General features: G+C 53.2%; 22 protein-coding genes. 16 read left to right on the top strand and 6 right to left on the bottom strand.

Annotation, left to right across the window (positions count from 1 at the left end; translation table 11 throughout):
* Positions 1 to 121 precede the first annotated feature (121 nt).
* Positions 122 to 1,537, top strand: coding sequence for an aminotransferase-like domain-containing protein (locus BKP64_RS09050; RefSeq protein WP_070968778.1), 1,416 nt, complete (start codon positions 122 to 124; stop codon positions 1,535 to 1,537).
* Positions 1,538 to 1,540: 3 nt separating this feature from the next.
* Here BKP64_RS09050 and BKP64_RS09045 read toward each other — a convergent pair whose 3' ends face one another.
* Both BKP64_RS09045 and BKP64_RS09040 read right to left on the bottom strand, forming a co-directional pair.
* Positions 1,541 to 2,194, bottom strand: coding sequence for a response regulator transcription factor (locus BKP64_RS09045; protein ID WP_070968775.1), 654 nt, complete (start codon positions 2,192 to 2,194; stop codon positions 1,541 to 1,543).
* Positions 2,187 to 3,692: a PAS domain-containing sensor histidine kinase gene (locus tag BKP64_RS09040; RefSeq protein WP_070968772.1), complete on the bottom strand. Its 1,506-nt coding sequence runs from the start codon at positions 3,690 to 3,692 to the stop codon at positions 2,187 to 2,189. The genes BKP64_RS09045 and BKP64_RS09040 overlap by 8 nt, the downstream gene beginning before the upstream one ends.
* A 154-nt stretch (positions 3,693 to 3,846) precedes the next feature.
* On the opposite strand from BKP64_RS09040, the gene BKP64_RS09035 reads away from it, so the two are divergent.
* From BKP64_RS09035 to BKP64_RS09015, 5 genes are all read left to right on the top strand, one after another.
* Entirely contained in the window at positions 3,847 to 5,475 is a 1,629-nt protein-coding gene (locus BKP64_RS09035; RefSeq protein WP_070968770.1) for an acyl-CoA synthetase, read from the top strand.
* A 251-nt stretch (positions 5,476 to 5,726) separates the two neighbouring features.
* Positions 5,727 to 6,560 (top strand): metal-dependent hydrolase, encoded by an 834-nt coding sequence (locus BKP64_RS09030; protein ID WP_070968767.1) that lies wholly within the window; start codon positions 5,727 to 5,729, stop codon positions 6,558 to 6,560.
* A 109-nt stretch (positions 6,561 to 6,669) separates the two neighbouring features.
* Positions 6,670 to 7,620 (top strand): DegV family protein, encoded by a 951-nt coding sequence (locus tag BKP64_RS09025; protein ID WP_070968764.1) that lies wholly within the window; start codon positions 6,670 to 6,672, stop codon positions 7,618 to 7,620.
* Between the two features lie 250 nt (positions 7,621 to 7,870).
* A complete protein-coding gene (locus tag BKP64_RS09020) occupies positions 7,871 to 8,794 on the top strand; it encodes a hypothetical protein (RefSeq protein ID WP_227515550.1) in 924 nt (307 codons plus the stop codon).
* Between the two features lie 34 nt (positions 8,795 to 8,828).
* Positions 8,829 to 9,461 (top strand): LysE family translocator, encoded by a 633-nt coding sequence (locus BKP64_RS09015; RefSeq protein ID WP_070968760.1) that lies wholly within the window; start codon positions 8,829 to 8,831, stop codon positions 9,459 to 9,461.
* Positions 9,462 to 9,543: 82 nt separating this feature from the next.
* Here BKP64_RS09015 and fdxA read toward each other — a convergent pair whose 3' ends face one another.
* Positions 9,544 to 9,867 carry a ferredoxin FdxA gene (gene fdxA / locus BKP64_RS09010; protein ID WP_070968757.1) on the bottom strand — a complete coding sequence of 108 codons (324 nt, stop codon included), beginning with the start codon at positions 9,865 to 9,867 and terminating at the stop codon, positions 9,544 to 9,546.
* 158 nt (positions 9,868 to 10,025) lie between these two features.
* Positions 10,026 to 12,650 (bottom strand): DNA mismatch repair protein MutS, encoded by a 2,625-nt coding sequence (gene mutS, locus BKP64_RS09005; RefSeq protein WP_070968754.1) that lies wholly within the window; start codon positions 12,648 to 12,650, stop codon positions 10,026 to 10,028.
* Positions 12,651 to 13,764: 1,114 nt separating this feature from the next.
* Here mutS and BKP64_RS08995 point away from each other — a divergent pair.
* The 5 genes from BKP64_RS08995 (at position 13,765) to BKP64_RS08975 (ending at position 16,860) form a co-directional block, all read left to right on the top strand.
* Entirely contained in the window at positions 13,765 to 14,775 is a 1,011-nt protein-coding gene (locus tag BKP64_RS08995) for a hypothetical protein (protein WP_157755417.1), read from the top strand.
* Positions 14,776 to 14,803: 28 nt separating this feature from the next.
* Positions 14,804 to 15,244, top strand: coding sequence for a hypothetical protein (locus tag BKP64_RS08990; protein WP_070968744.1), 441 nt, complete (start codon positions 14,804 to 14,806; stop codon positions 15,242 to 15,244).
* Between the two features lie 73 nt (positions 15,245 to 15,317).
* On the top strand, positions 15,318 to 15,692 hold the full coding sequence (locus tag BKP64_RS08985) for a hypothetical protein (protein WP_157755416.1): 375 nt from the start codon (positions 15,318 to 15,320) through the stop codon (positions 15,690 to 15,692).
* 103 nt (positions 15,693 to 15,795) lie between these two features.
* Complete coding sequence (locus tag BKP64_RS08980) at positions 15,796 to 16,275, top strand: hypothetical protein (protein ID WP_157755415.1); 480 nt, start codon at positions 15,796 to 15,798, stop codon at positions 16,273 to 16,275.
* A gap of 63 nt (positions 16,276 to 16,338) precedes the next feature.
* Positions 16,339 to 16,860 carry a hypothetical protein gene (locus tag BKP64_RS08975; RefSeq protein ID WP_070968734.1) on the top strand — a complete coding sequence of 174 codons (522 nt, stop codon included), beginning with the start codon at positions 16,339 to 16,341 and terminating at the stop codon, positions 16,858 to 16,860.
* A gap of 448 nt (positions 16,861 to 17,308) precedes the next feature.
* On the opposite strand, the gene BKP64_RS08970 is transcribed toward BKP64_RS08975, so the two are convergent.
* Complete coding sequence (locus BKP64_RS08970; protein ID WP_070968730.1) at positions 17,309 to 17,917, bottom strand: hypothetical protein; 609 nt, start codon at positions 17,915 to 17,917, stop codon at positions 17,309 to 17,311.
* A gap of 312 nt (positions 17,918 to 18,229) precedes the next feature.
* On the opposite strand from BKP64_RS08970, the gene pncC reads away from it, so the two are divergent.
* From pncC to BKP64_RS08955, 3 genes are all read left to right on the top strand, one after another.
* Positions 18,230 to 18,730, top strand: coding sequence for a nicotinamide-nucleotide amidase (gene pncC, locus BKP64_RS08965; protein ID WP_070968727.1), 501 nt, complete (start codon positions 18,230 to 18,232; stop codon positions 18,728 to 18,730).
* A gap of 165 nt (positions 18,731 to 18,895) precedes the next feature.
* Positions 18,896 to 19,942: a recombinase RecA gene (gene recA / locus BKP64_RS08960; protein ID WP_070968724.1), complete on the top strand. Its 1,047-nt coding sequence runs from the start codon at positions 18,896 to 18,898 to the stop codon at positions 19,940 to 19,942.
* Positions 19,943 to 19,960: 18 nt separating this feature from the next.
* On the top strand, positions 19,961 to 20,431 hold the full coding sequence (locus BKP64_RS08955) for a flavodoxin family protein (RefSeq protein ID WP_070968721.1): 471 nt from the start codon (positions 19,961 to 19,963) through the stop codon (positions 20,429 to 20,431).
* Positions 20,432 to 20,440: 9 nt separating this feature from the next.
* Here the strand turns inward: BKP64_RS08955 and BKP64_RS08950 are convergent, their stop codons facing one another.
* On the bottom strand, positions 20,441 to 20,818 hold the full coding sequence (locus tag BKP64_RS08950; RefSeq protein WP_070968718.1) for a PilZ domain-containing protein: 378 nt from the start codon (positions 20,816 to 20,818) through the stop codon (positions 20,441 to 20,443).
* 221 nt (positions 20,819 to 21,039) lie between these two features.
* Between BKP64_RS08950 and BKP64_RS08945 the strand changes: the two genes are divergently transcribed.
* Positions 21,040 to 23,448: a Lon protease family protein gene (locus BKP64_RS08945; protein ID WP_070973622.1), complete on the top strand. Its 2,409-nt coding sequence runs from the start codon at positions 21,040 to 21,042 to the stop codon at positions 23,446 to 23,448.
* 39 nt (positions 23,449 to 23,487) lie between these two features.
* The gene (gene fixJ / locus BKP64_RS08940) at positions 23,488 to 24,114 is read left to right on the top strand and encodes a response regulator FixJ (protein WP_070968715.1); all 627 of its coding nucleotides are present in this window, start codon (positions 23,488 to 23,490) and stop codon (positions 24,112 to 24,114) included.
* The last annotated feature ends 25 nt before the right edge of the window (positions 24,115 to 24,139 follow it).

The raw sequence follows: 24,139 nt of genomic DNA, 5'->3' as shown, positions 1-24,139 counted from the left end.
CAGGCTATATTAACGGATATCTGTACTGGTCAGATTCCCGGCAAACTGTACTGATTCGACAGGCCTTGAATCTGATGCAATGAGGCCATCGGGCAATAACGGCGTGTGAGTGAGGTGGACCATGGGGGTTCTGTACAATCAGGTGGCGGATCAGCTTCAGGCGCTGATCAAGGAAGGCGTATACCGGGACGGGGACAGGTTGCCGGGCGTGCGAATGCTCAGCCGGCAGTACGGTGTGAGTATTTCTACGGTATTGCAGGCGCACCAGACCCTCGAGGGACGTGGTTATCTGGAGGCGCGGGAGCGCAAGGGATACTTTGTCCGTTTGCCGGCACTGGATGCCCCGGAGCCGGTTATGCAGAAGCACCGGACGCGCCCGGTGCCTGTGACCGCCCGAGAGATGACCCTGGACCTTTGCGCTGATGAAAAGAAGCGCATGGTGCCTCTGGCGACAGCCATTCCTCATCCGGACTACCTGCCCCTTCGCCAGATTCAGAAAAGCACGCTCTGGGCTGCCCGGCGAGGCCTGGAGACGCTGGATTATGCTTTCCCGGGTAAAGAGTCCTTTCGGCGCCAGATTGCCCAGCGAATGGCAACACTGGGTGTGCCGATTACACCGGACGATGTGCTGGCGACGAACGGAGCCCAGGAAGCCATTATTCTGGCTCTTCGGGCGGTTACCCAACCCGGTGACATTGTTGCCGTTGAGTCTCCCTCGTTCCCCGGCATCCTGCAGGCGCTGGAAGTGGTCGGGCTTCGGGTGATTGAAATCCCCACGCACCCTTCGGAAGGGTTGAGCCTTGACGGTTTGCAGATGGCCCTTGAGCAGTGGCCCCTGAAGGCCTGCGTTGTGGTTACCAATCACAGTAACCCCATGGGCGCCCGGATGCCCGATGAGCGCAAGAAACAGCTGGTCTCCATGCTGGCGGCTGCGGCCGTGCCCTTGATTGAAGACGATATTTACGGCGATTTGAACCACACCGGTGATCGCCCGAGGCCGGCCAAGGCTTTTGACCGGACGGATAATGTGATTTATTGCAGCTCGTTCTCGAAGACCATTTCACCCGGCCTTCGGTTAGGCTGGATGGTGCCGGGCCGTTATATGGCGGGTGCCCGGCAACACAAATATTTTGTGAACCTGGCTACCTCTTCCATCCCCCAACTGGCGGTAGCGCATTTTCTCGAGCAGGGCAGCTATGATCGTTACCTTCGGTCTGCCAGGCAGCATTACCGGGAGTGTTCGGAGCGAATGCGTGCTGCAGTTGCCCGTGCTTTTCCAGAGCATACCGCTGTCAGCAGGCCACAGGGAGGTTTTGTGCTCTGGGTGCAGTTGCCGGATGGGGTTTCGGGCACGGAAGTGTTTCAACGGGCGCGGGCTGAGAACATCAATGTCGCACCCGGTCTGATGTTTTCCACCACCGATAAGTACGACAACTGTCTGAGGCTTAACAGTGCCAACCCGTGGACCGAGCGCATTGAGCAGGCGGTCGCCCGGCTGGGCGCCCTGGCCCATGAAGTTCAGGGCGCTGCGGACTAGTTTCTAGGGTTCATTGCGCAAATTGAGCGGGTCCAGCAGGCCGGCGGCGACGGCCATGCCTGTCACGTCCGGCAAACGCTCTGCACCAAGCCGTTTCATCACCCGTGCCCGGTAGAGGTCGATTGTTTTCACGCTTACATCGAGCTGGTCGGCGATTTCGCGGCTGGTGAACCCCTGCGCCAGTGGCAGGAAAACATCCCGCTCACGGCGGGTAAGGGTGCCTAACAGATTTTCGGTCTCAACGTTCCCTTGCTGCTGGCCTTTGATCTGATGATGTTCCTGCAGTGCCTGTTGCACACTGTCCAGCAATAGCTGCTCGTTGAAGGGCTTCTCGATGAAGTCGAAGGCGCCAGACTTGAACGCTCGAACGACAATCGGCACATCCGCATGGCCGGATACAAAAATAATGGGCAGGTTCAGCCCCCGCTTCTGCAGTTCTTCCTGAACGTTGAGCCCGCCCAGGCCCGGCATCCGGACATCCAGAACCACACAGCCCAGGTTTCTCCCGGTGATTGCGTCCAGAAATTTACGGCCGTCACTGTACGCCTTTACCTGCAGGCCGACAGATTCCAACAGCCACTGAGTGGATTCCAGCATGCCTGCGTCGTCGTCGACAACGTATACCGTCGTGGTTTCCGGGGCGGGGTGATCAGTCATTTGGGTCTGTCTCCGTTGGCTTGGCGGCTTTGTTTTTGTTGCAGAAGGTGGCGGGAAAGCGACAGATCAGGGACAAGCCACCCTCGCGGGCCGGGCAGGCGTCAAGAAAACCGCCGAATCCCTCGATAATTGACCGGCTCATGGACAGCCCGAGTCCAAGCCCCTGCGGCTTGCTGGTGTAGAACGGCTGGAACATCTGGCGAATACCCTGGTCATCCAGCCCGGGCCCTTCGTCGGTGACCTCAATCAGGGTTTCCCGGGCTTCGGTCACGCAGGTTCTGATGACGATTGTGGACGGTTTGTTGTCATTCCTGCCTTCCCGGGATTCGACATTGGCTTCAATGCCGTTACGAATCAGGTTGATCAGGACCTGCTCCAGCAATACCGGATCGGCGGTAATAATGGGTGCGCAGCCGGCCAGTTTTTCGGTGATCTGAACTCCGTTTTTTTCGGCCTCCCACTGGCAGAGATGGGAGACATTGGTCACCAGGTCGTTCAGGGAAATGGGTGCTGTACGCTTTTGACCCTTACGCAGGAAGGCCCGCAAGCGTTTGATGACTTCCGAGGCGCGATTGGCATGATGAACAATCTTGTGCAGGCCATCATCGACACGTTCAAGACAGTCGGGATTAGAGCGTGCGTTTTTCAGATAACGCTGGCTGGCGCTGGCGAAGTTCACAATAGTCGCCAGAGGTTGGTTCATCTCATGGGCGATGCTGGAAGCCAGTTCACCCATGGTGGCCAGGCGGGCAGCATGGGCCAGCTCATCCGCCAATCGGCGGTTACTTTTTTCGGACTCAACGCGGGCGGTGATGTCCCGGGTTACGCTGATTACTTCTATCACCGCCCCGGTATAGGTCTCCCGTATGGCACGACTGGAAATTTCGAACCAGCGTTTGCTGCTATCCCGATGCACGATCTCAACCGTCATGGTGGCGTAACCATTATCCCGAAGCCGGTTGCGTGTCTCCATCAGTTGCTGGGCTACCGAGTTGCCCTGAAAAATGTCTTCCAGCGGCTTCCCCCGTAATTCCTCGGGCCAGTAACCCAAAAGCCGCCAGGAGGCCGGGGTGGCGTCAATGAATGTGCCATCCGGGGCGTGACGGGAAATCAGGTCTGTGGTGTTTTCGGTAATGAGCCGATAGAGCCGGTTCGAACGGGTAGCGTCTTGCTGCATGCGCACGTCGCTTGTGGCGTCTCTTGCCCGCACCAGAACCTGGCCGCTAACGTGATCAGGAATGAACGTCCAAAGCAATATCCTTGTCGAGATGCTGGATTCAACGGCCTCGATAGCACGGCTTTGATCCAGGGCCGACCGGACGAGCGCTACTGAATTTACCGGTAGCAGGTCGCCAACATCCGCCACTGAGGCGATTCGGCACAAATCCCGGGCCGCGCGGTTGGCCTCAAGTACCCGGGCGGCAGAGTCCAGCACGATCCCGGGTTGCGGGTCTGCGTCTGGCAAACTAAATACGGTAGGAGAGGGAGAGTCCATCATGAAAATAAGTTATAGCATATCCACTATAATACGTTGGTATAGTTTCTAGTAATGCCACTATTAAATACTATCCCGGCCAGCAGAAATTATAACTGCTTTAGCGATTCTCCTGAAATAGGCCATAAGAACAACAGCGCTCACAGAGGACCACGCAATGACCTCGATTTTTGATCAGGGCCTGGAGCCCGTCGATGCCAACTACGCCGTTCAATCCCCGATTGATTTCATCGAACGCACCGCAAGTGTTTACCCGGAATATCCGTCGGTCGTGCATGGTGCTATCCGGTACACCTGGGGAGAAACCTACGAGCGTTGCCGACGCCTCGCCTCTGCTTTGAAAGGGCGCGGAATCGGCCGTGGCGATACGGTCGCCGTTATGCTCCCCAATATTCCCGCCATGGTGGAAAGTCATTTTGGCGTGCCGATGATTGGCGCAGTGCTGAACACCCTGAATGTTCGGCTGGACGCTGACGCGATCGCGTTCATGTTGGAGCACGGTGAGGCGAAAGTGGTCATTGCTGACCGGGAGTTCGGGCAGGTTGTTAAGGATGCCGTTCGGCACCTGGCACACAAACCGTTAATTATCGATGTTGATGATCCCGAGTATGGCGAGGGCGTTCAGGTCAGTGACCTGGATTATGAGGCGTTCCTGCAGGAAGGTGATCCCGGCTTTGAGTGGGGATTTCCGGATAACGAGTGGGATGCCATTTCCCTGAATTATACCTCCGGCACCACCGGCAACCCCAAAGGCGTGGTCTACCATCACCGCGGCGCTTATCTGAATGCTCTGGGCAATCAGGCGGTATGGTCGATGGACATGCATCCGGTCTACCTGTGGACGTTGCCCATGTTCCACTGCAATGGCTGGTGTTTCCCCTGGACCATCACCGCGATGGCGGGCATTCATGTCTGCCTGCGCCGTGTCGATCCCGAGAAGATATTGCAGCTCATTCGTGATCATCAGGTTACGCATATGTGCGGCGCGCCCATTGTTCTGAACGCGCTGCTCAATGTACCCGAATCTGCCAAAGCCGGCATTGATCACGAAGTCAAATCCATGACCGCTGGTGCAGCGCCGCCTGCGCAGGTGATCGATGCCATCGAAAAAATGGGCCTCAAGGTAACCCATACCTATGGGCTCACCGAAGTTTACGGCCCGGTTACGGTTTGTGCCTGGAAGTCTGAGTGGGACAAGCTGCCTCTTGAGGATCGTGCTCGCATCAAGGCTCGCCAGGGCGTCCGTTACCATACCCTGGCAGGCACTATGGTGGGTGATCCCAACTCAATGGAGCCGGTGCCAAAAGATGGCAAGACTATCGGAGAGATTTTCCTCCGCGGCAATACCACCATGAAGGGCTATCTGAAGAACCCGACCGCGACCGAAGAAGCGTTCCGTGGCGGCTGGTTCCACACCGGCGACCTGGCGGTCTGGCACGAAGACGGTTATCTGGAGATCAAGGACCGCCTGAAGGACATTATCATCTCCGGCGGCGAGAACATTTCAACCATCGAGGTGGAAGATGCTCTCTACCGCCATCCCGCGGTGCTGGAAGCGGCCGTGGTTGCCCGGCCGGATGAAAAGTGGGGAGAAACACCCTGCGCCTTTGTGACTCTGAAACCGGAGGCGGGTGATGTCAGCGAAGAGGACATCATCAATTTCTGTCGTGAGCGCCTGGCCCGCTTCAAGGTGCCCCGGACGGTCGTGTTCTCGGAACTGCCCAAAACCTCTACTGGTAAGATCCAGAAGTTTGTACTGCGGGATCAGGCCAAAGAGCTGGGCTGATTTTCTGACACGCTGCCTCAGCTCTCTGGTTGAAGGCAGTTTCCCCTTGTGTGTCCTTGGGAGGCGAAATGCCTCCCTTTTTTATTGCTGCTGAGCGGAATGACAGGTTGTCATTTCGTGACAATTTGTCCGATTTTTCTTGCCAAAGCCTTCCGTCCGTCCTGAATTCGGGATTAAACTGACCCAATAGATGATGTTTTGTCCGCTGTTCGCAAGCTAAAACAACAATTCGACAGAGACAGGAGGCAGTCATGACCATCAGCTCAACACCCGAAGGTGTGTCCGTACAGCCACGGCACATAAGGTTTGATGTCAAAGAGGACCTCAAGACTTTTTGGCATGGCAACAATGCCTTCAGGACCGCTTTTTTCAATGCGCTGTCGTTGCAGTTTCCCGACGGCGAGCAGCAGTTCATCAATGCCGTGCGCCTATATCGTGACCGGATTGAAGACCCCAAACTGAGAGAGGAAATACGCGGTTTTATTGGCCAGGAAGCCCTCCACAGTCGCGAGCACAAGCACTATAACGAGGCATTGAAGGCCCGAGGCTACGACATCGACGCGATCGACCGGAGGTTTGTTAAACACATGAAGTGGGTAGCCAACCTGCCGCCCAGTCGCCAGCTTGCGGGTACCTGCGGGGCGGAGCATTACACGGCTGTGTTGGCCAATGCCATTTTGCGTCACCCCGAGTGGATGTCAGGTGCCACGCCCGACATGGCACGACTCTGGCGCTGGCATGCCATTGAGGAAACCGAACACAAGTCCGTTGCTTTCGATGTTTACCGGGAATGCGTAGGCAATGAACGACTGCGCCGGGTTGTTTTCCTGTTTGTCAGCTGGAATTTCTTCAAGTACACCTTTCTCAATACCTGCAGTCTGCTCAAGACTGACGGAAAACTGTGGAGCCTTCGAACCTGGCTTGGTGGGCTGAACTTTCTGTGGGGTAAGCCTGGTGTGATACGTAAGTGCCTACCGGAATTCTTCGCCTATTTCCGGGAGGGATTTCATCCGTGGCAGCATGACAATCGCCGGTTGCTGGAGGAAAACCTCAAGGAACTGGAATCCGTTTCTCAGGCCGGTTGACGGTGAAGTGCTGAAATTCTGACCAGGTTGTGTAAGACTGGCTGCCTAAAAAAACAATGAAATAAAGGGCGTTCCCCCTGCGGAATGTCCCGCAGCTGGAGGCCCCACCATGCGAGTTGGTTTGATCGTCGATTCTGCGTGTGATCTACCCTATGAGTTCAGCCGCAAGCACGATCTTTTCATCCTCCCCGTGACCGCCATGATTGACGGTGAAACCTATATCGACGAGCACGACCCGGTCAGAACCCAGGAGTTCTATCAGCAAGGGCTACTGCAAAAGGGCCATCAGGCAGAGACTCGCGCCTACACCGCCGATAAAATCCATGACCTTTTCATTGAGAAGATCGTTACCCAGTTCGATGTCGCCATTTGTGAAACGGTAACTCGTAGCCGCAGTCTGATTTATCAGAACGCCACGGAGGCCATGAACAGCGTTATGGCCAACTATGAGAAGGCCCGCCAGGCGGCTGGTCGGGACGGGAAGTTTTCCATGCGAGTCATTGATAGCAAACAGATTTTTTCAGGGCAGGGTTTGCTGGCTGCTCATACCTTGAAGCTGATCGAGCAGAAACTTTCGAAAAACGCTCTCCGGCATGAAGTGGAAACCTTCACTGACAAGATTTATACGTGTGTGATCCCCAGAGACCTTCACTATATTAGAGAACGCGCACGGAAGCGTGGTGACAAAAGCGTTTCAGCCGTGGTGGCTTTCCTTGGCAAGGCGCTGAACATTACGCCGGTCATTTTTGGACAGGGGGCCGAGGGCCAACCAGTGGCTAAAACACGAAGCTTTGACGTTGCTGTCGAAAAGGTCATGAATTACGCAGCTGCGCGCGTTGAAGCAGGCTTGCTGACGCCATACGTCAGTCTGTCCTGCGGTCTGACCTGGACTGAAATCGAGGACCTGCCGGGACTCAACCGGCTCCGGGTTGCGTGCGAAAGCAACGGTGTGGAGCTTCTCCTGTCCCAAATGGGAATAACCAGCTCCATCTATGTTGGTCCGGGCAGCCTTTGCCTGGCTTTGGCTGCGGAGCCTCATAGTTTCCGGGATTTTCAGTAGGCCCTGACGAGCCTGTGCCGTGGCCCGCATTTGCCCCGCCGCATAATCCTTCCGGTAGTTTTGGCGAACCGCTCACCGGGTCTCCCGTGTTAGCCTCTTGGTCTATTCTCCCTATCCAAAGCACAGGACAGCTTAAGCCATGACCACGAGCGACAAGAACCTCGCCAGCGAGCTGCTGGAGCAGCATGTAAAATACGAAATGGCAGCGCTTAAAGGCGCAAAGTTGCGCAAGTTTCTGGAGTAGGAGGTGATGCAACTCCTGGATCATGCTGAGAGCATTACCCTTAACCGGCTGACCTCTGTTGATCAGGTGATGGGCGTGATTCATCGCATCGTAATTAATATGGAGTTGGATCCCGGTATCCCGGAGCTGGCCGCTGAAATGGCGACAGAAGTCATGAACTCGCCGGTACAGGAACGGACAACGCTTGGCGAGATTCTCAGTCGCGAGCAGGCCACGGGATTCCTTGAAGAAGCTCTGGAGCTGCGCCAGCAGCGTGAACGGGTGATCAGTGAAATCATGGCACATCCGGTCTACCAGGAACTGGTTTCCAGTCTGGTTTATGCAGGTCTGGTGAACTACCTCTACGAGGACAATCTGATTACCAAGTCGGTCCCGGGTGTGGGTTCCATGATGAAATTCGGCAAACGGATGGCCAATAAGGCCATGCCGGGTCTGGATGAAACTTTTGAGCGACGGATCAAAACCTGGCTGTCGGACAGTCTGCCTGATCTGATTATCCGCAGTGAGCAGTTTCTGCATAAGGCCCTGACAGATGACGAGCTCCGGGACAGCGTGATGGCCGCGTGGGTATCCGTGGAGGACCAAACAATAGAGGAGCTGCGCCAAGGGTTGGGCGATGTTGAGTTGCAGGAGTTCGTGGTGCTGGGTTACGAGTTCTGGCTGCAGTTTCGCAGAACCGCCTACTTTGATGGCTGTGCCCGCGCGGTGGTCGAGCACTTGTTTGCCAAATATGGTGAGCGGCCAATTTCCGACCTGCTCAACGACGTTGGGGTTAACCATGACGTGATTATGGGCGAGATCGATGCCTACGCAATTCCGGTTATAGATGTTCTGCGCGAAGAGGGCTATGTTGAGGCTCTGGTTCGTCGCAGGTTGTCGGGTTTTTACAAGTCAGCGGCAATACGCAAGATTCTTGGGCCGGAGGCCTGATCAGGGCCGCCTCTGGCGTCAATCGGAGACATTTGTGTTTACGGAATTATTCTGGGCGTACCTCATTGCGATCACTCTGCTCACGATTACCCCCGGTGTCGATACGCTGTTGGTTATGCGCAACACCGGGCGCGGGGGGCTGAAGGACGGTTGCGTGACCAGTGTCGGAATCTGCAGTGGTCTGTTCATCCACGCTGCGCTCTCGGCGTTGGGTATTTCCATCCTCTTGGTGGAAACGGCCTGGGCCTTCTCAGCGCTTAAATGGGCGGGTGCTTTTTATCTCATCTGGCTGGGCATTGCATCTTTACGTCAGGCTCTGGGGAGAGGTGCCGAAGATTCTGATACCCGGCCTGCCGTCGTTAAGCGCAAGGTCTCGGTTGCCGTCTCGTTCAGGGAAGGACTGCTATCCAACGTTCTTAATCCCAAGACAGCCCTGTTTTACATGGCGCTCCTGCCCCAGTTTGTGGATCCGACAGGTAATGCGTTTCAGCAATCGCTGATTCTGGCAGGCGTGCACTTCCTTCTGGCGATGATCTGGCAGTGCGGGCTGGCGTGGGTGGTGGTTCGTTTCAGGGGGTTGGGTGCGAGTGTCAAGGTAAAGCGCGCACTGAACGCAACGACCGGCGGCTTCTTTGTTGCTATGGGCGCCAAGCTGGCCAGTGCATAATTCACTATGTGTATGCTCAAAGAAAAAGGGAAGCATGTGAGCTTCCCTTTTTCGTTCAATCAGTGGTTATTCTGACCGGGCCTTACTTTTCCAGGTACTGGAGCTTGTTCGGCTTGCCATCCCACTCTGCCGCATCCGGAAGCGGATCTTTCTTTTCGGTGATGTTCGGCCATTTTGCGGCCAGTTCCGCGTTCAGCTCAACAAACGGAACCTGATCAGCCGGCAACTCGTCTTCGGAGAAAATCGCTTCCGCCGGGCACTCTGGCTCACACAGGGCACAGTCGATGCACTCGTCCGGATCGATTACCAGAAAATTCGGGCCTTCGTAGAAGCAGTCTACCGGGCAGACTTCCACGCAGTCCGTATATTTACACTTGATGCAGTTATCAGTAACGATAAACGCCATAGTCAGATCCCCGGTCCAGTGGTCAATCTCATCGGGAGCTTGTCGTCAGGCTCCATGGTTATGTTTTAATGCGCGATATTGTAGGGAGCGCCCTGCGTACCCGCAAGCCTTGGGCTGCTATATCCTTATTACTCAGGTCAAAAATTTCTGATCTTTCCCTATTTGAGCAGCAATGCCTTCAGTTCGTAAAGCTGGTTCAGAGCGTCTCTTGGCGTTAGGTCGTCCAGCTCAAGAGTTTTCAGTGCCTCCTCGACCACACTGGGTTCCAGACTGGCAAACATATCACCCTGCATCACCGGCTCGCTGATCCGCGTTGATGGCTTTGGTCGCGTTTCCGGTTCGTTGGGCGCCGGAGCCTGGCTGGAAGGAGTCGACGGAGTGGCACTGCCCTCCAGGTGGGCAAGCTGACCTTTGGCGTTGCGAATCACCTCCTGGGGTACGCCCGCCAGTTTGGCCACTTGCAGGCCATAGCTCTGGCTCGCGGGACCATCGTGGACGTTGTGCAGGAATACGATGCTGTCGTCGTGCTCGGTAGCGGTCAAGTGCACGTTAACCGCATGCTGGAGCTCGTCGGCCAGTTGGGTCAGTTCAAAATAGTGGGTGGCAAACAGGGTATAGCAACGAATGTTCTTTGCCAGGTGCTCGGCCGTAGCCCATGCCAGAGACAGGCCATCGAAGGTGCTGGTGCCGCGGCCGACTTCGTCCATCAGGACCAGGCTGTATTCCGTGGCATTGTGAAGAATGTTGGCAGTTTCGGTCATTTCCACCATGAAGGTTGAGCGACCGCCGGCAATGTCATCGGATGAGCCCATGCGGGTGAAAATCCGGTCCACTGGACCCAGAACCGCGCGGTTGGCTGGTACAAAGCTGCCGGTATAGGCCAGCAGCGCGATCAGGGCAGCCTGGCGCATGTAGGTGGACTTACCGCCCATGTTCGGGCCGGTAATCACCAGCATGCGGCGCTGGGTGTCCATCAAGAGATCGTTGGGCACAAAGGGTTCGTCCAGCAGCTGTTCCACCACCGGGTGCCGGCCTTCTTCAATGTCAAAGCCTGGTGAGTCGCTGAATTCTGGTGCGGCAAAACGCAGTGTGGTCGCTCGCTCGGCAAAGTTACTCAGCACATCCAGTTCGGCAAGTGCCTGGGCTGCATCCTGGAGCGGTGCCAGCTGTTCGGCAACGGTTTCCAGCACGCTGTCATAGAGGGCCTTTTCGCGGGCCAGGGCCCGGCTCTTGGCACTGAGGGCCTTGTCCTCGAACTGTTTCAGTTCCGGGGTGATGAAACGCTCGGCGTTTTTCAGGGTCTGGCGCCGGATGTAATCCACCGGAGCCTGGTCAGACTGTGCGCGGCTGATTTCGATGTAGTAGCCATGTACCCGGTTGTAGCCGACCTTGAGAGTGCTGATGCCGGTACGTTCTTTTTCCCGGGTTTCTACGTCCAGCAGGTATTGGCCGGCGTTCTCGCTGATGTTACGAAGTTCGTCCAGCTCCTCATCAAAGCCTTCACGGATCACACCTCCTTCACGAATAACCACTGGCGGGTTGTCGTTGATGGATCGCTCAAGTAAGTCAGCCAGCTCGGGGTATTCGCCAATAACAGTGGCCAGCTTCACGATATGATGGGAGTTGACCGGTTTCAGGGTCTCCTGAAGGTCCGGCAAAGCCTGGAAGGCATCCCGCAGACGGGCAAGATCCCGGGGGCGGGCGGACCGCAAAGCCACTCGGGCCAGAACCCGTTCGATATCGCCGACCGTCTTCAGCAGGTTGTGCACGGGCTCGTAATGGAAGCCGTCCAGGAGCGCTGAGACCGCCTGCTGGCGCTGTGATACCACGGTTATGTCCCGCAGCGGACGATTGAGCCAGCGTCTGAGTTCGCGCCCGCCCATGGAGGTGGCCGTTCGGTCCATCACCCAGGAAAGAGTGTGCAGGTGGCCGCCCATCAGGTTGGTGTCGATTTCAAGATTGCGCCGGCTGGCGGCATCAAGAATTACAGCCTCATCCCGCCGCTCCCGCGTCAGTTTACGGATGTGGGGCAGGGCGGTGCGCTGGGTCTCCTTAGCGTATTGCAGCAGGCAGCCTGCGGCGCAGACAGCCAGTGTGAGGTCCTCGCAACCGAAACCCGTCAGGTCCCGCACCTGCAGCTGGTGGGTAATCACACGGCGGGCGGTATCGGGTTCGAACAGCCAGGGGCCCTGGCGACGGATGCCGGTGAAGCCTTCCAGGACGTCCTGAAAGGGAAAGTCCTCGCTGATCAGGACTTCCGCGGGCCGGAGGCGCTGAAGCTCGCCCTGCAGTGCTTCCAGGTTTTCCAGTTCACACACGGCAAAACGACCGCTGGAAATGTCCAGAGAGGCAAAGCCGAACTCTTCCCGCTGGTTATAGATGGCCACCAAAAGGTTGTCGCGGCGGTCTTCCAGATAGGCGTCATCGCTAAGTGTGCCCGGCGTAACGATTCTTACGACCTGTCGGTCAACAGGCCCTTTGCTGGTGGCCGGGTCGCCGATCTGCTCGCAGATGGCGATGGATTGACCTGCCCGCACCAGCCGGGCAATGTAGCCTTCGGATGAGTGATAGGGGATGCCCGCCATGGGAATCGGGTTGCCCCCTGACTGGCCCCGGGCAGTCAGGGTAATGTCCATCAGCTCGGCTGCTTTCTTGGCATCTTCATAGAAGAGCTCGTAGAAATCCCCCATACGGTAGAACACCAGTTCATTGGGGTGTTGGCCCTTGATCTTCAGGTACTGCTGCATCATCGGGGTGTGTGAAGATAGGTCGGTGCTTGTCATATTCGCGTTCTAGCCTGATTTTTCTTGGTTATCGCCTTTGTTTCAGCTGGTAGGCGATAACGGTAATTGCCGTGGTTTTTCGCTGGGATCGCCCTGATCCACCAAGTATGTACCGGTTTTCGTAGTGAAGGTTTCTGCCGATCGTATGTTGCCTAAGGCTTGGAACAAATTAGCTGTAGGTGCTGAGAGTCACGTCGCAGCTGAAGTGAAGGCACCTGCTTGCACGCTCAATCCTTGCGGATGAAAGCGCCAAAGCATACCAAACAAGGCCTCAAGTAACTATCGCGCCGGTGCTGATGCAAGGTCGTGAATTACTCGTCAACAAGAAAAATTTGAAGTGTTTGCTGCAACAGGGTGACGGACCTGATTGAGTCGTGCTTAAAGCGGTCTGATTTAGTTGTCTAACGAACGGTTAACCTCGATCCGAATACATTGTCCATGGAGAACAATTGGAGCTATCCCATCAAGCAGTTATGGGCTTGCCGAATTCGTCGGTGATATTCAGGGAAAGGGTGTTCCGGTCCAGTTAATAAAGCAATGGGTTCCGCTCATTAATATCTATGCAGTCGGGCTACTACAGCTGCCAAGGAAGTTGCTGCTTACATTCCTTTACTGATTATCTACGAGTTATTACAGAAGCTTGATATCGATAATTAATAATTATAATGCCTCAAATCTCGGCATGAACCCTATCTTGCTATCCGTTTCAGGCAATGCTCACACGCTTACCTACTGAAATTAAATGCCAAAATGAGGAAAAGTCCGGTGCGGACGACGGATGGTTCAATGCCGTGATTCCAGCCCAGTCTGACCACATGGCGGCGCCCAATATGACCTTTTGGCCGCATTTTTTGAGACGAACGGTCGGCGTGGCCGTCATAGATAATAGGCAACAACTAGATCGAGGTCTGCGCCATCCCCCATTTTGGGGATGCGCAGCATTAGCCAGTTACTTATGCTTTCTTTTAGGGAAAATTAAGAGAAAAATTATGACCTTATTGCTTGGATTTTTGAAGGGAGTGGCGGGTTTATGAAGTGTCAATCAGCCAATGCCTTGATTTATTTATCTCTGTTAAGTGGTTGCGGAGCCATTAATGCAGAGCGCGAAAACTACATGAAGGACAAGGTGTATGTAAAAAGCCACTATTTTGGTGACGCAATTTCAGAGCCAGAATTTTCCCACTATGAGCTCCGTGCCGATTACGAGGTTTCTGATGAAAAGCTCATGGTGAGTGTTGACCCGGTTGAGATCTATACCCAGAAAAAGGAGCGCTTTGCCATCAAGAAGGAGGTGAGCTACAAAAGGTATGGGCCCATTCGTTACAGTCCAACAAGGTGCGTGATTAGCGTGGTCGGGGTTTTCCCTGTGTTGTTTGCGATGATCGATAATGGCTACGCTGATAGTTTTAAAAAGGCCTGCAACAAGGTTTATGAGTGGCACCGGGAGGAGAAAGAGCTGCCACCGGAGAAGGCTGGGGTCAAGGCTGTAAACCTGGAGCTCAGAGACTACCTGGATTCCGATGGAAAATTGAACTTTCAGCTCAGGGCCGATGGAAAACTGGTCAACGGCGTGTTACTGACTGGTTTCAAGGGTGGCGATAGAAGAGGTCCCTATTCCTGGGAAATCAATAACTGGTATGACTTTTCCCAGCTTGATAATGATGATTCTCTGGACGTTAGAATTGTCAATGTCCGGGAAGGAAAATCACTGATCAGAGATTTATCGATAAAGAGTGAAGATGCGGAAAATTTGATATATAAAAGTAAATATGACGGAATATTTCACTTGTATTATTACTGCAGGTTATGTAATGCAAATCTGACGGATAATCTCTACACAGATCAAGAGGTGCTAATTTGGAAAACTCGTAATTTTCTTTACAAAGGCGATAACTCTTTGGATTGGGTTGCTTCATGTATTGAGGACCGGTTTGATCATTTGAGGCATGGTAATGTTTTGGTGAGGGAAGAAGGCACTCCAAAACAAATTTCTTATGTGAATTCCTTTATTTATGATGACTATGTCTGGGTTCGTGGTGTCAAGCCCCCTGGTAAACCAAGCACGGATGATATTCGATCCTGCATCCGAAAGAAGGGGTTGGACCTGGAAATCGAAGAATACTGAAAATAGTCTCTAAAAGTTAGGATAAAAAATGTTAAGTCGGGCCGTTTTTTCTGTTTTTTTTCTTGCTGTTGGGTCAACGGCGTACTCGGAAACGCACTCTCTGTCATGTGAAACGATAGGTTTCGCATATAGCCATGATAAGAAAGTGTTGTACCAGTCCAGAAAAGTTCATTTCTGGTATGAAAGTATAGAGCATTGCACCTTTGAAGGCCCGAACCACCATGCACTGATGGAATGGGGGCATTTTTTTGATAGCGAAGTCCGGGATAGTTATAAATACAGAAAAAATGTTAAAACAGATTGTGGATGTAAGGGTAAAAGAGCATCCGGGGTCTCCCGTAAATTCCAGGATGTTAAGAAAGATTTTGTGAGGGGAGACTTTGAGATTCGGCATCTCAAGGGGTTTTATCCGGAGAATAAAGAAATTAATTCAGATGCGCCGCCTGGGCAGATCCTGTTGCAGTACTGATTGAAATCATTAAACGAGTTGCTTTCATTTGATATCACCGATTTTTTCAAAGCGAGAAAGAGAGGAAATGGTTATGAAGACGATGCATTATCTGGGGAAGGGCCTTGTCGGTGTGTGCTTGTTCGTGGCGCTATCCGCTACGCAGGCGAGTGAAGGCGAATCTGGTTATATGTACTGTGAAGCGGATTATAGGTGGGCCGCTGACGATGAATATGAAGTATACATATCAAATGTTTTCTATGTTTCCTCTTTTTATGATGATGAAGTCAGTGATAGTTATAAAAAATTCATTGACGCACGATATGATCCGTCAAATCCAGCCTATAATGTGACTTGCGAATATAATTTATTTGAAACTGCAAGGGAAGCCAAAGATAGGCGAAATGAAGCGATTTCGGAGTGGCGCTCTACTGATTTTGATGTGCACGAAGTGAAGTGGAGTTATTAGGTTTCTATTTTTTGAGTTAGTGAGTGCATTACCTTTTATAACTAAATTTCATATCTATTTAATTATTTATATAAAATATTTGAAGGGTAGTTTGATGAGATTGATGTCAGCAGTAGGCTTTGTTTTTTCGCTGTTTTCCATTTTTGCGTCTGGTGCTCAAGCTGACGAGGCTTCGTCTTTGGCAGACGAGCTTTTTATGTTAATACCCGGATACGTCTCTTATGGAATGTATGAATATGAAAATGAGTTTAATCCGAACGGCTGTGAAGTTTTTATTTTTTCAAAAAAGGAATTTGAAAACAGTCAAGGCTGGCATAGAGAGGAATCCGAAGGGGGTATCAACTTTGGAGAAATTAATTATATTACCTTCCTGGATACTAAATCCGGTGGCGCTCGAGTGACTTATAGCTTTGAAAGCGAGGTGATTGGGTACAGTTATGAGCGAGATGGGAATATGGAATATATTGATAGGAAAGAGAAAAAAAATAGGATTAGTATTCATTTTGGTGGTGATGGCCGAAGTGCAAAGAAAGCGCTTCTTTTGTCGAAAAAACTAAAAAAGAAATGTGATGGACAAATCTAGGAGTCATCAATAATTTTAGGAATAGGAGGATGCGCCGATAGCACCCGGTAAGGTGAGCGGATTATGCAACTGCGAATGTTGAGAATGTTTTTTCTGGCGTTCGCATTTCCCATTTTATGGGTGGATGCAGCGCCGCTGGCAGAGGGAAGCAAGTTTTTGCCAGAGACTGTGGATTTTTCCGACTTCACAGTGGAAATATCGGCCCACGCGTTTAGGCGGGTGGATTTCAATAGTCACCCTGGCGCCATCGGTTTTAAACACCGCTTCAATTTTCTGGAAGGGCGTCGTGCCAATTTTGCGGGGCATTATCTTCTGCTGTATTGGGGGTGTGGTACAGGTTGCCAGCAATTCGCCATTGTGGATGTGAAGACGGGCCAGGTCTTTATGAATGAGGGCTGGTCAACGTCACTGGGGGTTTGCTATCGGGCGGATAGCGCGCTGTTGATCACCAACCCTGGTGCCAGTGAGTCAATGCGAGTGGATAGTGGTTATTACCAGTGGGATGGCGAGCAACTGAACCTGCTGGGGCGTGGGGTGACGCCTCAACTGGAAGACTGTAATGCCGCGACCCATGCTTCCCCTTAAAAAGATGAGCTAATACTCAAGTGTGAGTACTTTAAGGGAGTGGAAGGGGATAAGGTTATAAAAGATGGGCAAATGTATGTTGGCTATTATAAGTTAGCAGGTGATTCGTTTTATTTTTTGTGAAGTACGATGCGCGTTGGTCCAGGCTCGTAAATTATGGAAATCAACATGTTTATATTAGTGTCGGTGCTATAGAGTTTGGTACCGATCACAATAGTGGCAATTGTCATCGAAAAAGAATAGATCGGAGAACTGGTGTGTATACTGCTCATGCAGATTACGGTTCAGTAAAGAAATATAAAGGATCATGTGAACCCTACAGCGAGCTGACATTGGCTACCCCAAGTTCTAAAAAGTAGTATTTAACTCTGATCTGGCAGGGCTAACGCTGGCGCTGTCCCCTTGTGATTCCGCTTCTGAATAACGGCAATGAGCGGCACCCGCATCCTCATGGTTGCTGGGGCGGTTCATTATCGCTGTCTTTGCCGTTGTTGGATCTTGGGTTATCGAAGTCGAAATCTTCCGATGGTGTGACGCAAAGAAGGCTCTCGGTTTCAGCCCAAGGGGTAGCATCGGGAATGGGGGCGGGGATGGTTTTGACTGAAACAAGGTGACCCTGTTCAAAGGTCAGTTCCAGATGGTCAGGCTGTTTTTGCGTGGGTTCACTGCCCAGGGTTATGGCGCCGGTGTAATCGAGGGCGAGATTGATATTCTGGTAATGCCAGTATCCCATTCCTGCATTGGTGGGTTCCACACCATTGAGCGGGGGTAAAACGTAGTCGCCGATGATGTCGTCGAGGGTCGGTTCCAGTTGGTCTGTTCCCTCAAAGGGTGATCGTTTTTTTGTTGCAGGGATATGGCCGACCGTCAGGTAGTCCAGGTACAGACGCCTATCGTGGACGACAAAATGCGCGACAAAGCCCGCCCAATTGGAGGAATCAGCATCGTCGGGGCGAATGTCGTGGTCCCAGGGTGAAAAAAAACCGCGTTCTGCCCTGAGCAGAATGTAGCCCTCTCCCTCAAAGTGCACGTATTCTGTTGGCACCTGATCTGTCATGATTCGCCAAGCCTCCGTTTCAACTACTAGCCGTCAGACCTCTTCTTGCGGCGTATCCGCGTTGAGGTAGTCACAATAATATGTATCGGCATTTTGGGTGAGGTGCCCGCAAAAGATGCCCGTATTTTAACTTTGGTAATTATAACGGACATTTATTGACTCTGTACCGTATCTGACCTTCCCCCACTTGTGATCGCTCATTGAGGTAGCTTTAATAAGGGCTACCGACATGTGGGTGTCCGGGGTATTGGTTGTAAACAGAGGTGGGGGTTGTAAGAAAATAACATCGCGGATGAAACGAGGGAGATGCTGATGGCTGTTACCGATGAGCAACTCGCGGATGCGGGGAATCATCTCGGTCAAGTAATGGGTCGGCGGGGGTGCACGATCATCACGGCTGAGAGTTGTACCGGCGGCTGGGTTGCCAAGGTGCTGACCGACCGGGCCGGTTCCTCAGCCTATGTTCTTGGTGGTCTGGTTACCTACAGCAATGACGCCAAGCAGGCACTTCTTGGAGTAACCGGTAAGTCTTTGGACGAGCACGGCGCCGTCAGCGAACCGGTGGTGCGGGAAATGGTCGCTGGCGCCCTTGCAGCCACTGGTGCGGATATTGCCGTTGCTGTTAGTGGCGTGGCCGGCCCTGGAGGGGGCAGCGAGGAGAAGCCTGTGGGCACCGTCTGGTTCGCTTGGGGCAGTAGTCCGGCCAGCACGGTGGCCGTGGTCAAACACTTCGAGGGCGACCGGGACCAGGTCAGACGGCAGGCCGTACTCTTTGCCCTTCAGGGGGTTGACGGGTTTATAAATGAACTCTGACAGCTTTCATATCAAGAGGGGTTGGTCTCTTTTGCCGGTTATGTTTTAATACTGTTCAAATATACAGGGAATTTGCTGTATCTGCTGTACAAGTTCCCGATTCATTATTCCGCGACCGGTCCCGAGTGAGAGCCGGCCGCTACGGCGACAGAGGGTTTTGCACTGATGGAAGACAACCGCAAGAAAGCATTGAACGCAGCACTGGGCCAGATCGAGCGCCAATTTGGTAAAGGCGCGGTGATGAAGATGGGCGACCAGCCCCGTGAAGCCATTCCTGCGGTCTCCACGGGTTCACTCGGACTGGATGTTGCCCTTGGTATTGGCGGCCTGCCTTACGGTCGTATCTGTGAGATCTACGGTCCGGAAAGTTCCGGTAAAACCACGTTGACCCTGCAAGTGATTGCGGAAGCGCAAAAGAAGGGCAAGACGTGTGCTTTCGTTGATGCCGAGCACGCCCTCGATCCTGTTTATGCCGAGAAGCTGGGGGTAAACGTGGATGAGCTGCTGGTGTCCCAGCCGGATACTGGTGAACAGGCGCTGGAAATCTGCGATATGCTGGTTCGTTCCAACGCGGTGGACGTGATCATCGTCGACTCCGTTGCGGCCCTGACACCGAAAGCGGAAATCGAAGGCGAAATGGGCGATAGCCACGTTGGGCTTCAGGCACGACTGATGTCCCAGGCGCTGCGTAAACTGACCGGTAACGTAAAGCATGCCAACTGTTTGTTGATCTTCATTAACCAGATCCGGATGAAAATTGGTGTTATGTTCGGCTCGCCCGAAACCACAACTGGCGGTAACGCCCTGAAGTTTTACTCCTCTGTTCGTTTGGACATCCGCCGCATTGGCGCGGTAAAAGACGGCGATGAAGTTGTAGGTAACGAAACCCGGGTGAAAGTGGTCAAGAACAAGGTGTCTCCGCCGTTCAAGCAGGCTGAGTTCCAGATCATGTACGGCAAGGGTATCTATCACATGGCCGAAGTTCTGGATATGGGAGTGAAAGAAGGCTTCGTGGACAAATCCGGTGCCTGGTATGCCTATAACGGCGACAAAATTGGCCAGGGCAAGGCGAATGCCTGCAAATTCCTGGAAGAGAACATGGATATGGCGACCGAAATTGAAGCCAAAGTTCGCGACAAGTTAATGCCAAAGCCGGTGCCAAAAGAAAAAGTCGAAGAGGCCCCGGCAGAAGCTAACGGTGAATTGCTTTAAGTAACATCGGAGGGCGTTATGGATAACAAAAAGCGACTGCTGATTGTAGCTCATGCGCCATCTCCGAATACCCTCAAGCTTAGGCATGCAGTAGCAGAGGGAGCCGTTCACGAAGATATCGAGAATGTTGAAGTGACCGTTATAGCGCCCCTGGATGCCGGTCCTGATGACATCCTCGGCTGTGACGCAGTCATCCTTGGGACTACCGAAAATCTTGGCTATATGAGTGGTGCTCTCAAGGATTTCTTCGACCGAAGCTATTACCCCTGCCTTGAAAAGACCCAGGGCCTTCCCTTCGCTTATTACATCCGGGCCGGCCATGATGGTACTGGTACCCAGAGAGCCATCGAGAGCATTACCACAGGCCTTCGCTGGAAGCGGGTTCAGGAGCCGCTTGTTTGTCGGGGTGATTATCGCGATGAATTCGAGGCGCAGTGCCGGGAGTTGGGAATGTACGTAGCGGCCAGTCTGGATGCCGGCCTGATTTAGTCTCCGGCGTTAGCTGGCAAACCGGTTGTAAAAACCTTCAATGCGCGAAAGAGCGTTGTCTGCGGCTTTGGAATACCCCTTCTTGTCCCGACAATAACTGAACTGAACGCTCACCCGGTACCCGGTCTGAAAGGGCTGGCATTCCACAACGCGCGCGCACACCCGTGACTCATTGATGTACTTGCCTTCAAAGTCCATGTGCAGGCGAATGCCGGGCTCCATCGGGCGTGGACAGAGTACGGCCATGCCATAGCGGTTCAGGTCGAGGCAGGTGACCGGCATTGGGTTTCTGTTGCGGCTGAAAAAGCCGCGTTCACGTAGCAGAACCTTCAGGCAAGAGGCCGGGTAGCGATCCTTGATTCTGCGATCTGCTGAATCACTCGTCATACGTTGGCATCCATCGGGTGTCTTGTCTTTGTTGTGGACCGGGATGTGAAGTCTAGTTCCGGAACATCTGTCTGAAAAATGACCGAGGGACGTTTTGTGAACTGGGTAACAATTTCCCCGGGCTCTGAACTGTCTTGAGAAATCTTTGGCCTGCACGCGACAGGGGCGGCCGCAGAATCTACAATGAGCGGCCAATGATACAACCGTTACAGGACCCAACCTTGAAGTCACTGTCTCTGCACCAGCTCTACAAAGCCTGTGTTCTAAAAGATTTGCCATTCAAAACCACCCGACAACTGGAGCCTCTGTCCGAAATTGTCGGCCAGAACCGCGCCCAGGAAGCGGTGCGTTTTGCGCTGGCTATGCCCCATGGCGGCTACAACGTATACGCGGTGGGCCGTAACGGGCTGGGTAAGCGCACCATGATGCTGCGCTATCTGGAGCACCATGTGGACACCGAGCAGCAGAGCCATGACTGGTGCTATGTGGCGAACTTCGAAGAGCCGCGGGTGCCGAAGTTGTTGCAGCTGCCTGCAGGCAAGGGGACTCAGCTCAAGCAGGATATGGAAAAGCTGATGAGTCGCCTGGTGAAGGTGATTCCCCAGACGTTTGACAGTGACAGCTTTCTGGAGCGTTCCGAACAGCTCAAGAACGAGTACGGCAAGATGCAGGAAGACGAGCTGGAAAAAGTGGCTGCCCAGGCCCGGCGGAAAAAGGTAAGTCTGAACATTACCACGCCAGGCGGCTATCGACTGGTGGCGATGAATGGTGACGAGCCCCACACCGCAGAGTCCTTTCAGGCGTTGACCCAGGAGCAGCGTGATAAATTTGAAGACTCCATCGACAAACTTGAGAAAAAGCTTCGCCAGGCACTTCGCAAGTTGGCCGACTGGGAACAGGAGTACGCCGACAAGCAGCAGGCCCTGAATGAGGAAACGCTGGAGGGTATCTCCGGGCACCAGATTGAGGAACTTGAGCAAAAATACATGGATCTTCCGGACGTTGTAGCATTTTTTGAAGCTGTACGGGTAGATCTGGCTGAAAATCTCGATATCTTCCTTGAAGACAATGAAGAGCAGGCGGCCATTGCCTATGCGTCGCTGGATAAGAAGATGCCGCGACGTTATCTGGTTAACCTCCTGGTGCACCAGAAAACCAACGAAGTCCCCATGGTGGTGGAGGACAATCCGACCTACCACAACCTTTTTGGTTACGTTGAAAGCGTCACTTTCAAAGGTACCGTGTTCACGGATTTCTCGTTGATTCGTCCGGGTAGCCTGCACAAGGCCAATGGCGGTTACCTGTTGATGGATGCCATTAAGGTGCTTGAGCAACCCTTTGTGTGGGACGGTCTCAAGCGGGCATTACGTTCGAAATCGATCCAGATTAATTCGCTGGAACGTGAACTGACCCTTTCCGGGACCATATCCATCGAACCGGAAGCGGTGCCACTGGACGTAAAGATTGTTCTTTTTGGTGATCGTGAAACCTGGATGCTGTTACAGGAATACGATTCAGAGTTTGCGGAACTGTTCCGTGTAACCGCGGATTTCGAGAACGAAATGTACCGCTCTGATGACAGCCAGCTGCTTTACGCCAAATTTATCGCCAGTCTGGTGAGCGAGAAAAAACTGTTGCACTGCTCCAATAAGGCCGTGGCCAGGGTTATCGAGCACAGTGCCCGTATGGCCGAACACCAGAATCGACTGTCCCTCCATGCCGCCGATATTGCCAATCTGCTGAGGGAATCTGATTTCTGGGCCCGCCAGGCCGGGGCAAAACTGATTCAGGATATTCATGTGGAGCGCGCTCTGGAGAGCGCGAAGTACCGGAGCAGTCGTATTCGCGACCAGTTCTATGATTCCATCCGGGACGGTTCAACGCTCGTATCTACCAGTGGTACCTGTGTCGGACAGGTTAATGCCTTGTCAGTCCTCTCGACCGGAGGCTTTGAGTTTGGTCTGTCCAATCGCGTCACGGCAACCTGCTACTATGGAGATGGGGCCGTGATGGATATTGAGCGGGATGTAAAGCTGGGCGGTAACATTCATTCCAAAGGGGTGATGATTCTGAGTTCATGGCTGGCTTCTCACTTTGCGGTTAATGATCCCATGCATCTTTCTGCCAGTCTCACCTTCGAGCAGAACTATGGAGAAGTGGATGGCGACAGTGCCTCTCTTGCAGAGCTTTGTGCGCTGATTTCATCCTTGTCTGACGTGCCCGTGCGCCAGGATCTTGCCATCACTGGCTCAGTCAACCAGTTCGGAGAAGTGCAGCCTATTGGCGGCGTAAATGAAAAGGTGGAAGGGTTTTTTGCCACCTGCCAACTGAAAGGCGGCCTCACCGGAACCCAGGGCGTGATAGTTCCTGGCACCAATGTTCAGAACCTGATGCTGGACAGTGAGCTGGTAAACGCAGTGCGGGAAGGACGATTTTCTGTGTATGCTGTTACCCATCTGGAAGAGGCCGTTACGCTGTTGCTTGGCAAGCCTGCGGGCAAGGCGGACGAGAAAGGCAGGTACCCGAAACAGAGTGTTTTTGGCATTATCCAGCAGAGGCTCGAGAAAATGCGTGAGCACGAACACCAGGAGCATGCCCGGGATGCCAATAAAGACCCGTCAATTCATTGACCGGGCTCCATAAGAAAACGGACAGGAGAGAATACATCCATGACTGATATCCAGCAGACCGTGTATGTGGTAGAGGACGATGAAGCGGTTCGTGATTCACTGGAGTTGTTGCTGAAGTCGGACAGCAAGCCGGTGCAGACGTATGAGAACGCGACTGCTTTTCTCAAGGATTACTCTGACAAGATGGCTGGTTGTATTGTGCTGGATATCCGTATGCCAGGTATGGATGGTATGGAGCTTCAGAAAAAACTGAATGAGAAGCACTCGATCCTGCCGATCATTTTTGTGACCGGCCATGGCGATGTCCCCATGGCTGTGGACGCCATGAAAGAAGGGGCCGTGGATTTTATTCAGAAGCCTTATCGCGAGGAGGCGCTGCTGGAAAAAATCGAGGCGGCGCTGGAGCAGGATCGGGAGCAACGTAAATCCCTGGGGCAAAAACAGGAGATCATTCGGCGTATCAAGAGCCTGACACCACGCGAACACGAGATCATGGACCGCATGATCGCCGGCCAGGCTAACAAGGTTATTGCTATTGAGCTGGAAATCAGTCAGCGCACGGTGGAAATTCACCGCTCCCGGGTAATGCACAAGATGGGAACGCATTCCCTGGCGCACCTGGTTCGTATGGTCTTGTCCGTAAAGGACCTTATCGACGCAAGATGATCCTGCCTGCATTATACGGTGACGT

The sequence above is a fragment of the Marinobacter salinus genome, from assembly GCF_001854125.1.
GTDB classification, from domain to species: Bacteria; Pseudomonadota; Gammaproteobacteria; order Pseudomonadales; family Oleiphilaceae; genus Marinobacter; species Marinobacter salinus.
The sequence above is the reverse complement of the archived record's forward strand: the minus strand, read 5'-3'. Positions and strand labels throughout refer to the sequence as shown.

Coding starts and splice junctions, on each gene's coding strand:
- BKP64_RS09050 (WP_070968778.1), top strand. CDS start 122: ATGGGGGTTCTGTACAATCAGGTGGCGGATCAGCTTCAGGCGCTGATC.
- BKP64_RS09045 (WP_070968775.1), bottom strand. CDS start 2,194: ATGACTGATCACCCCGCCCCGGAAACCACGACGGTATACGTTGTCGAC.
- BKP64_RS09040 (WP_070968772.1), bottom strand. CDS start 3,692: ATGATGGACTCTCCCTCTCCTACCGTATTTAGTTTGCCAGACGCAGAC.
- BKP64_RS09035 (WP_070968770.1), top strand. CDS start 3,847: ATGACCTCGATTTTTGATCAGGGCCTGGAGCCCGTCGATGCCAACTAC.
- BKP64_RS09030 (WP_070968767.1), top strand. CDS start 5,727: ATGACCATCAGCTCAACACCCGAAGGTGTGTCCGTACAGCCACGGCAC.
- BKP64_RS09025 (WP_070968764.1), top strand. CDS start 6,670: ATGCGAGTTGGTTTGATCGTCGATTCTGCGTGTGATCTACCCTATGAG.
- BKP64_RS09020 (WP_227515550.1), top strand. CDS start 7,871: ATGCAACTCCTGGATCATGCTGAGAGCATTACCCTTAACCGGCTGACC.
- fdxA (WP_070968757.1), bottom strand. CDS start 9,867: ATGGCGTTTATCGTTACTGATAACTGCATCAAGTGTAAATATACGGAC.
- mutS (WP_070968754.1), bottom strand. CDS start 12,650: ATGACAAGCACCGACCTATCTTCACACACCCCGATGATGCAGCAGTAC.
- BKP64_RS08995 (WP_157755417.1), top strand. CDS start 13,765: ATGAAGGACAAGGTGTATGTAAAAAGCCACTATTTTGGTGACGCAATT.
- BKP64_RS08990 (WP_070968744.1), top strand. CDS start 14,804: ATGTTAAGTCGGGCCGTTTTTTCTGTTTTTTTTCTTGCTGTTGGGTCA.
- BKP64_RS08985 (WP_157755416.1), top strand. CDS start 15,318: ATGAAGACGATGCATTATCTGGGGAAGGGCCTTGTCGGTGTGTGCTTG.
- BKP64_RS08980 (WP_157755415.1), top strand. CDS start 15,796: ATGTCAGCAGTAGGCTTTGTTTTTTCGCTGTTTTCCATTTTTGCGTCT.
- BKP64_RS08975 (WP_070968734.1), top strand. CDS start 16,339: ATGCAACTGCGAATGTTGAGAATGTTTTTTCTGGCGTTCGCATTTCCC.
- BKP64_RS08970 (WP_070968730.1), bottom strand. CDS start 17,917: ATGACAGATCAGGTGCCAACAGAATACGTGCACTTTGAGGGAGAGGGC.
- pncC (WP_070968727.1), top strand. CDS start 18,230: ATGGCTGTTACCGATGAGCAACTCGCGGATGCGGGGAATCATCTCGGT.
- recA (WP_070968724.1), top strand. CDS start 18,896: ATGGAAGACAACCGCAAGAAAGCATTGAACGCAGCACTGGGCCAGATC.
- BKP64_RS08955 (WP_070968721.1), top strand. CDS start 19,961: ATGGATAACAAAAAGCGACTGCTGATTGTAGCTCATGCGCCATCTCCG.
- BKP64_RS08950 (WP_070968718.1), bottom strand. CDS start 20,818: ATGACGAGTGATTCAGCAGATCGCAGAATCAAGGATCGCTACCCGGCC.
- fixJ (WP_070968715.1), top strand. CDS start 23,488: ATGACTGATATCCAGCAGACCGTGTATGTGGTAGAGGACGATGAAGCG.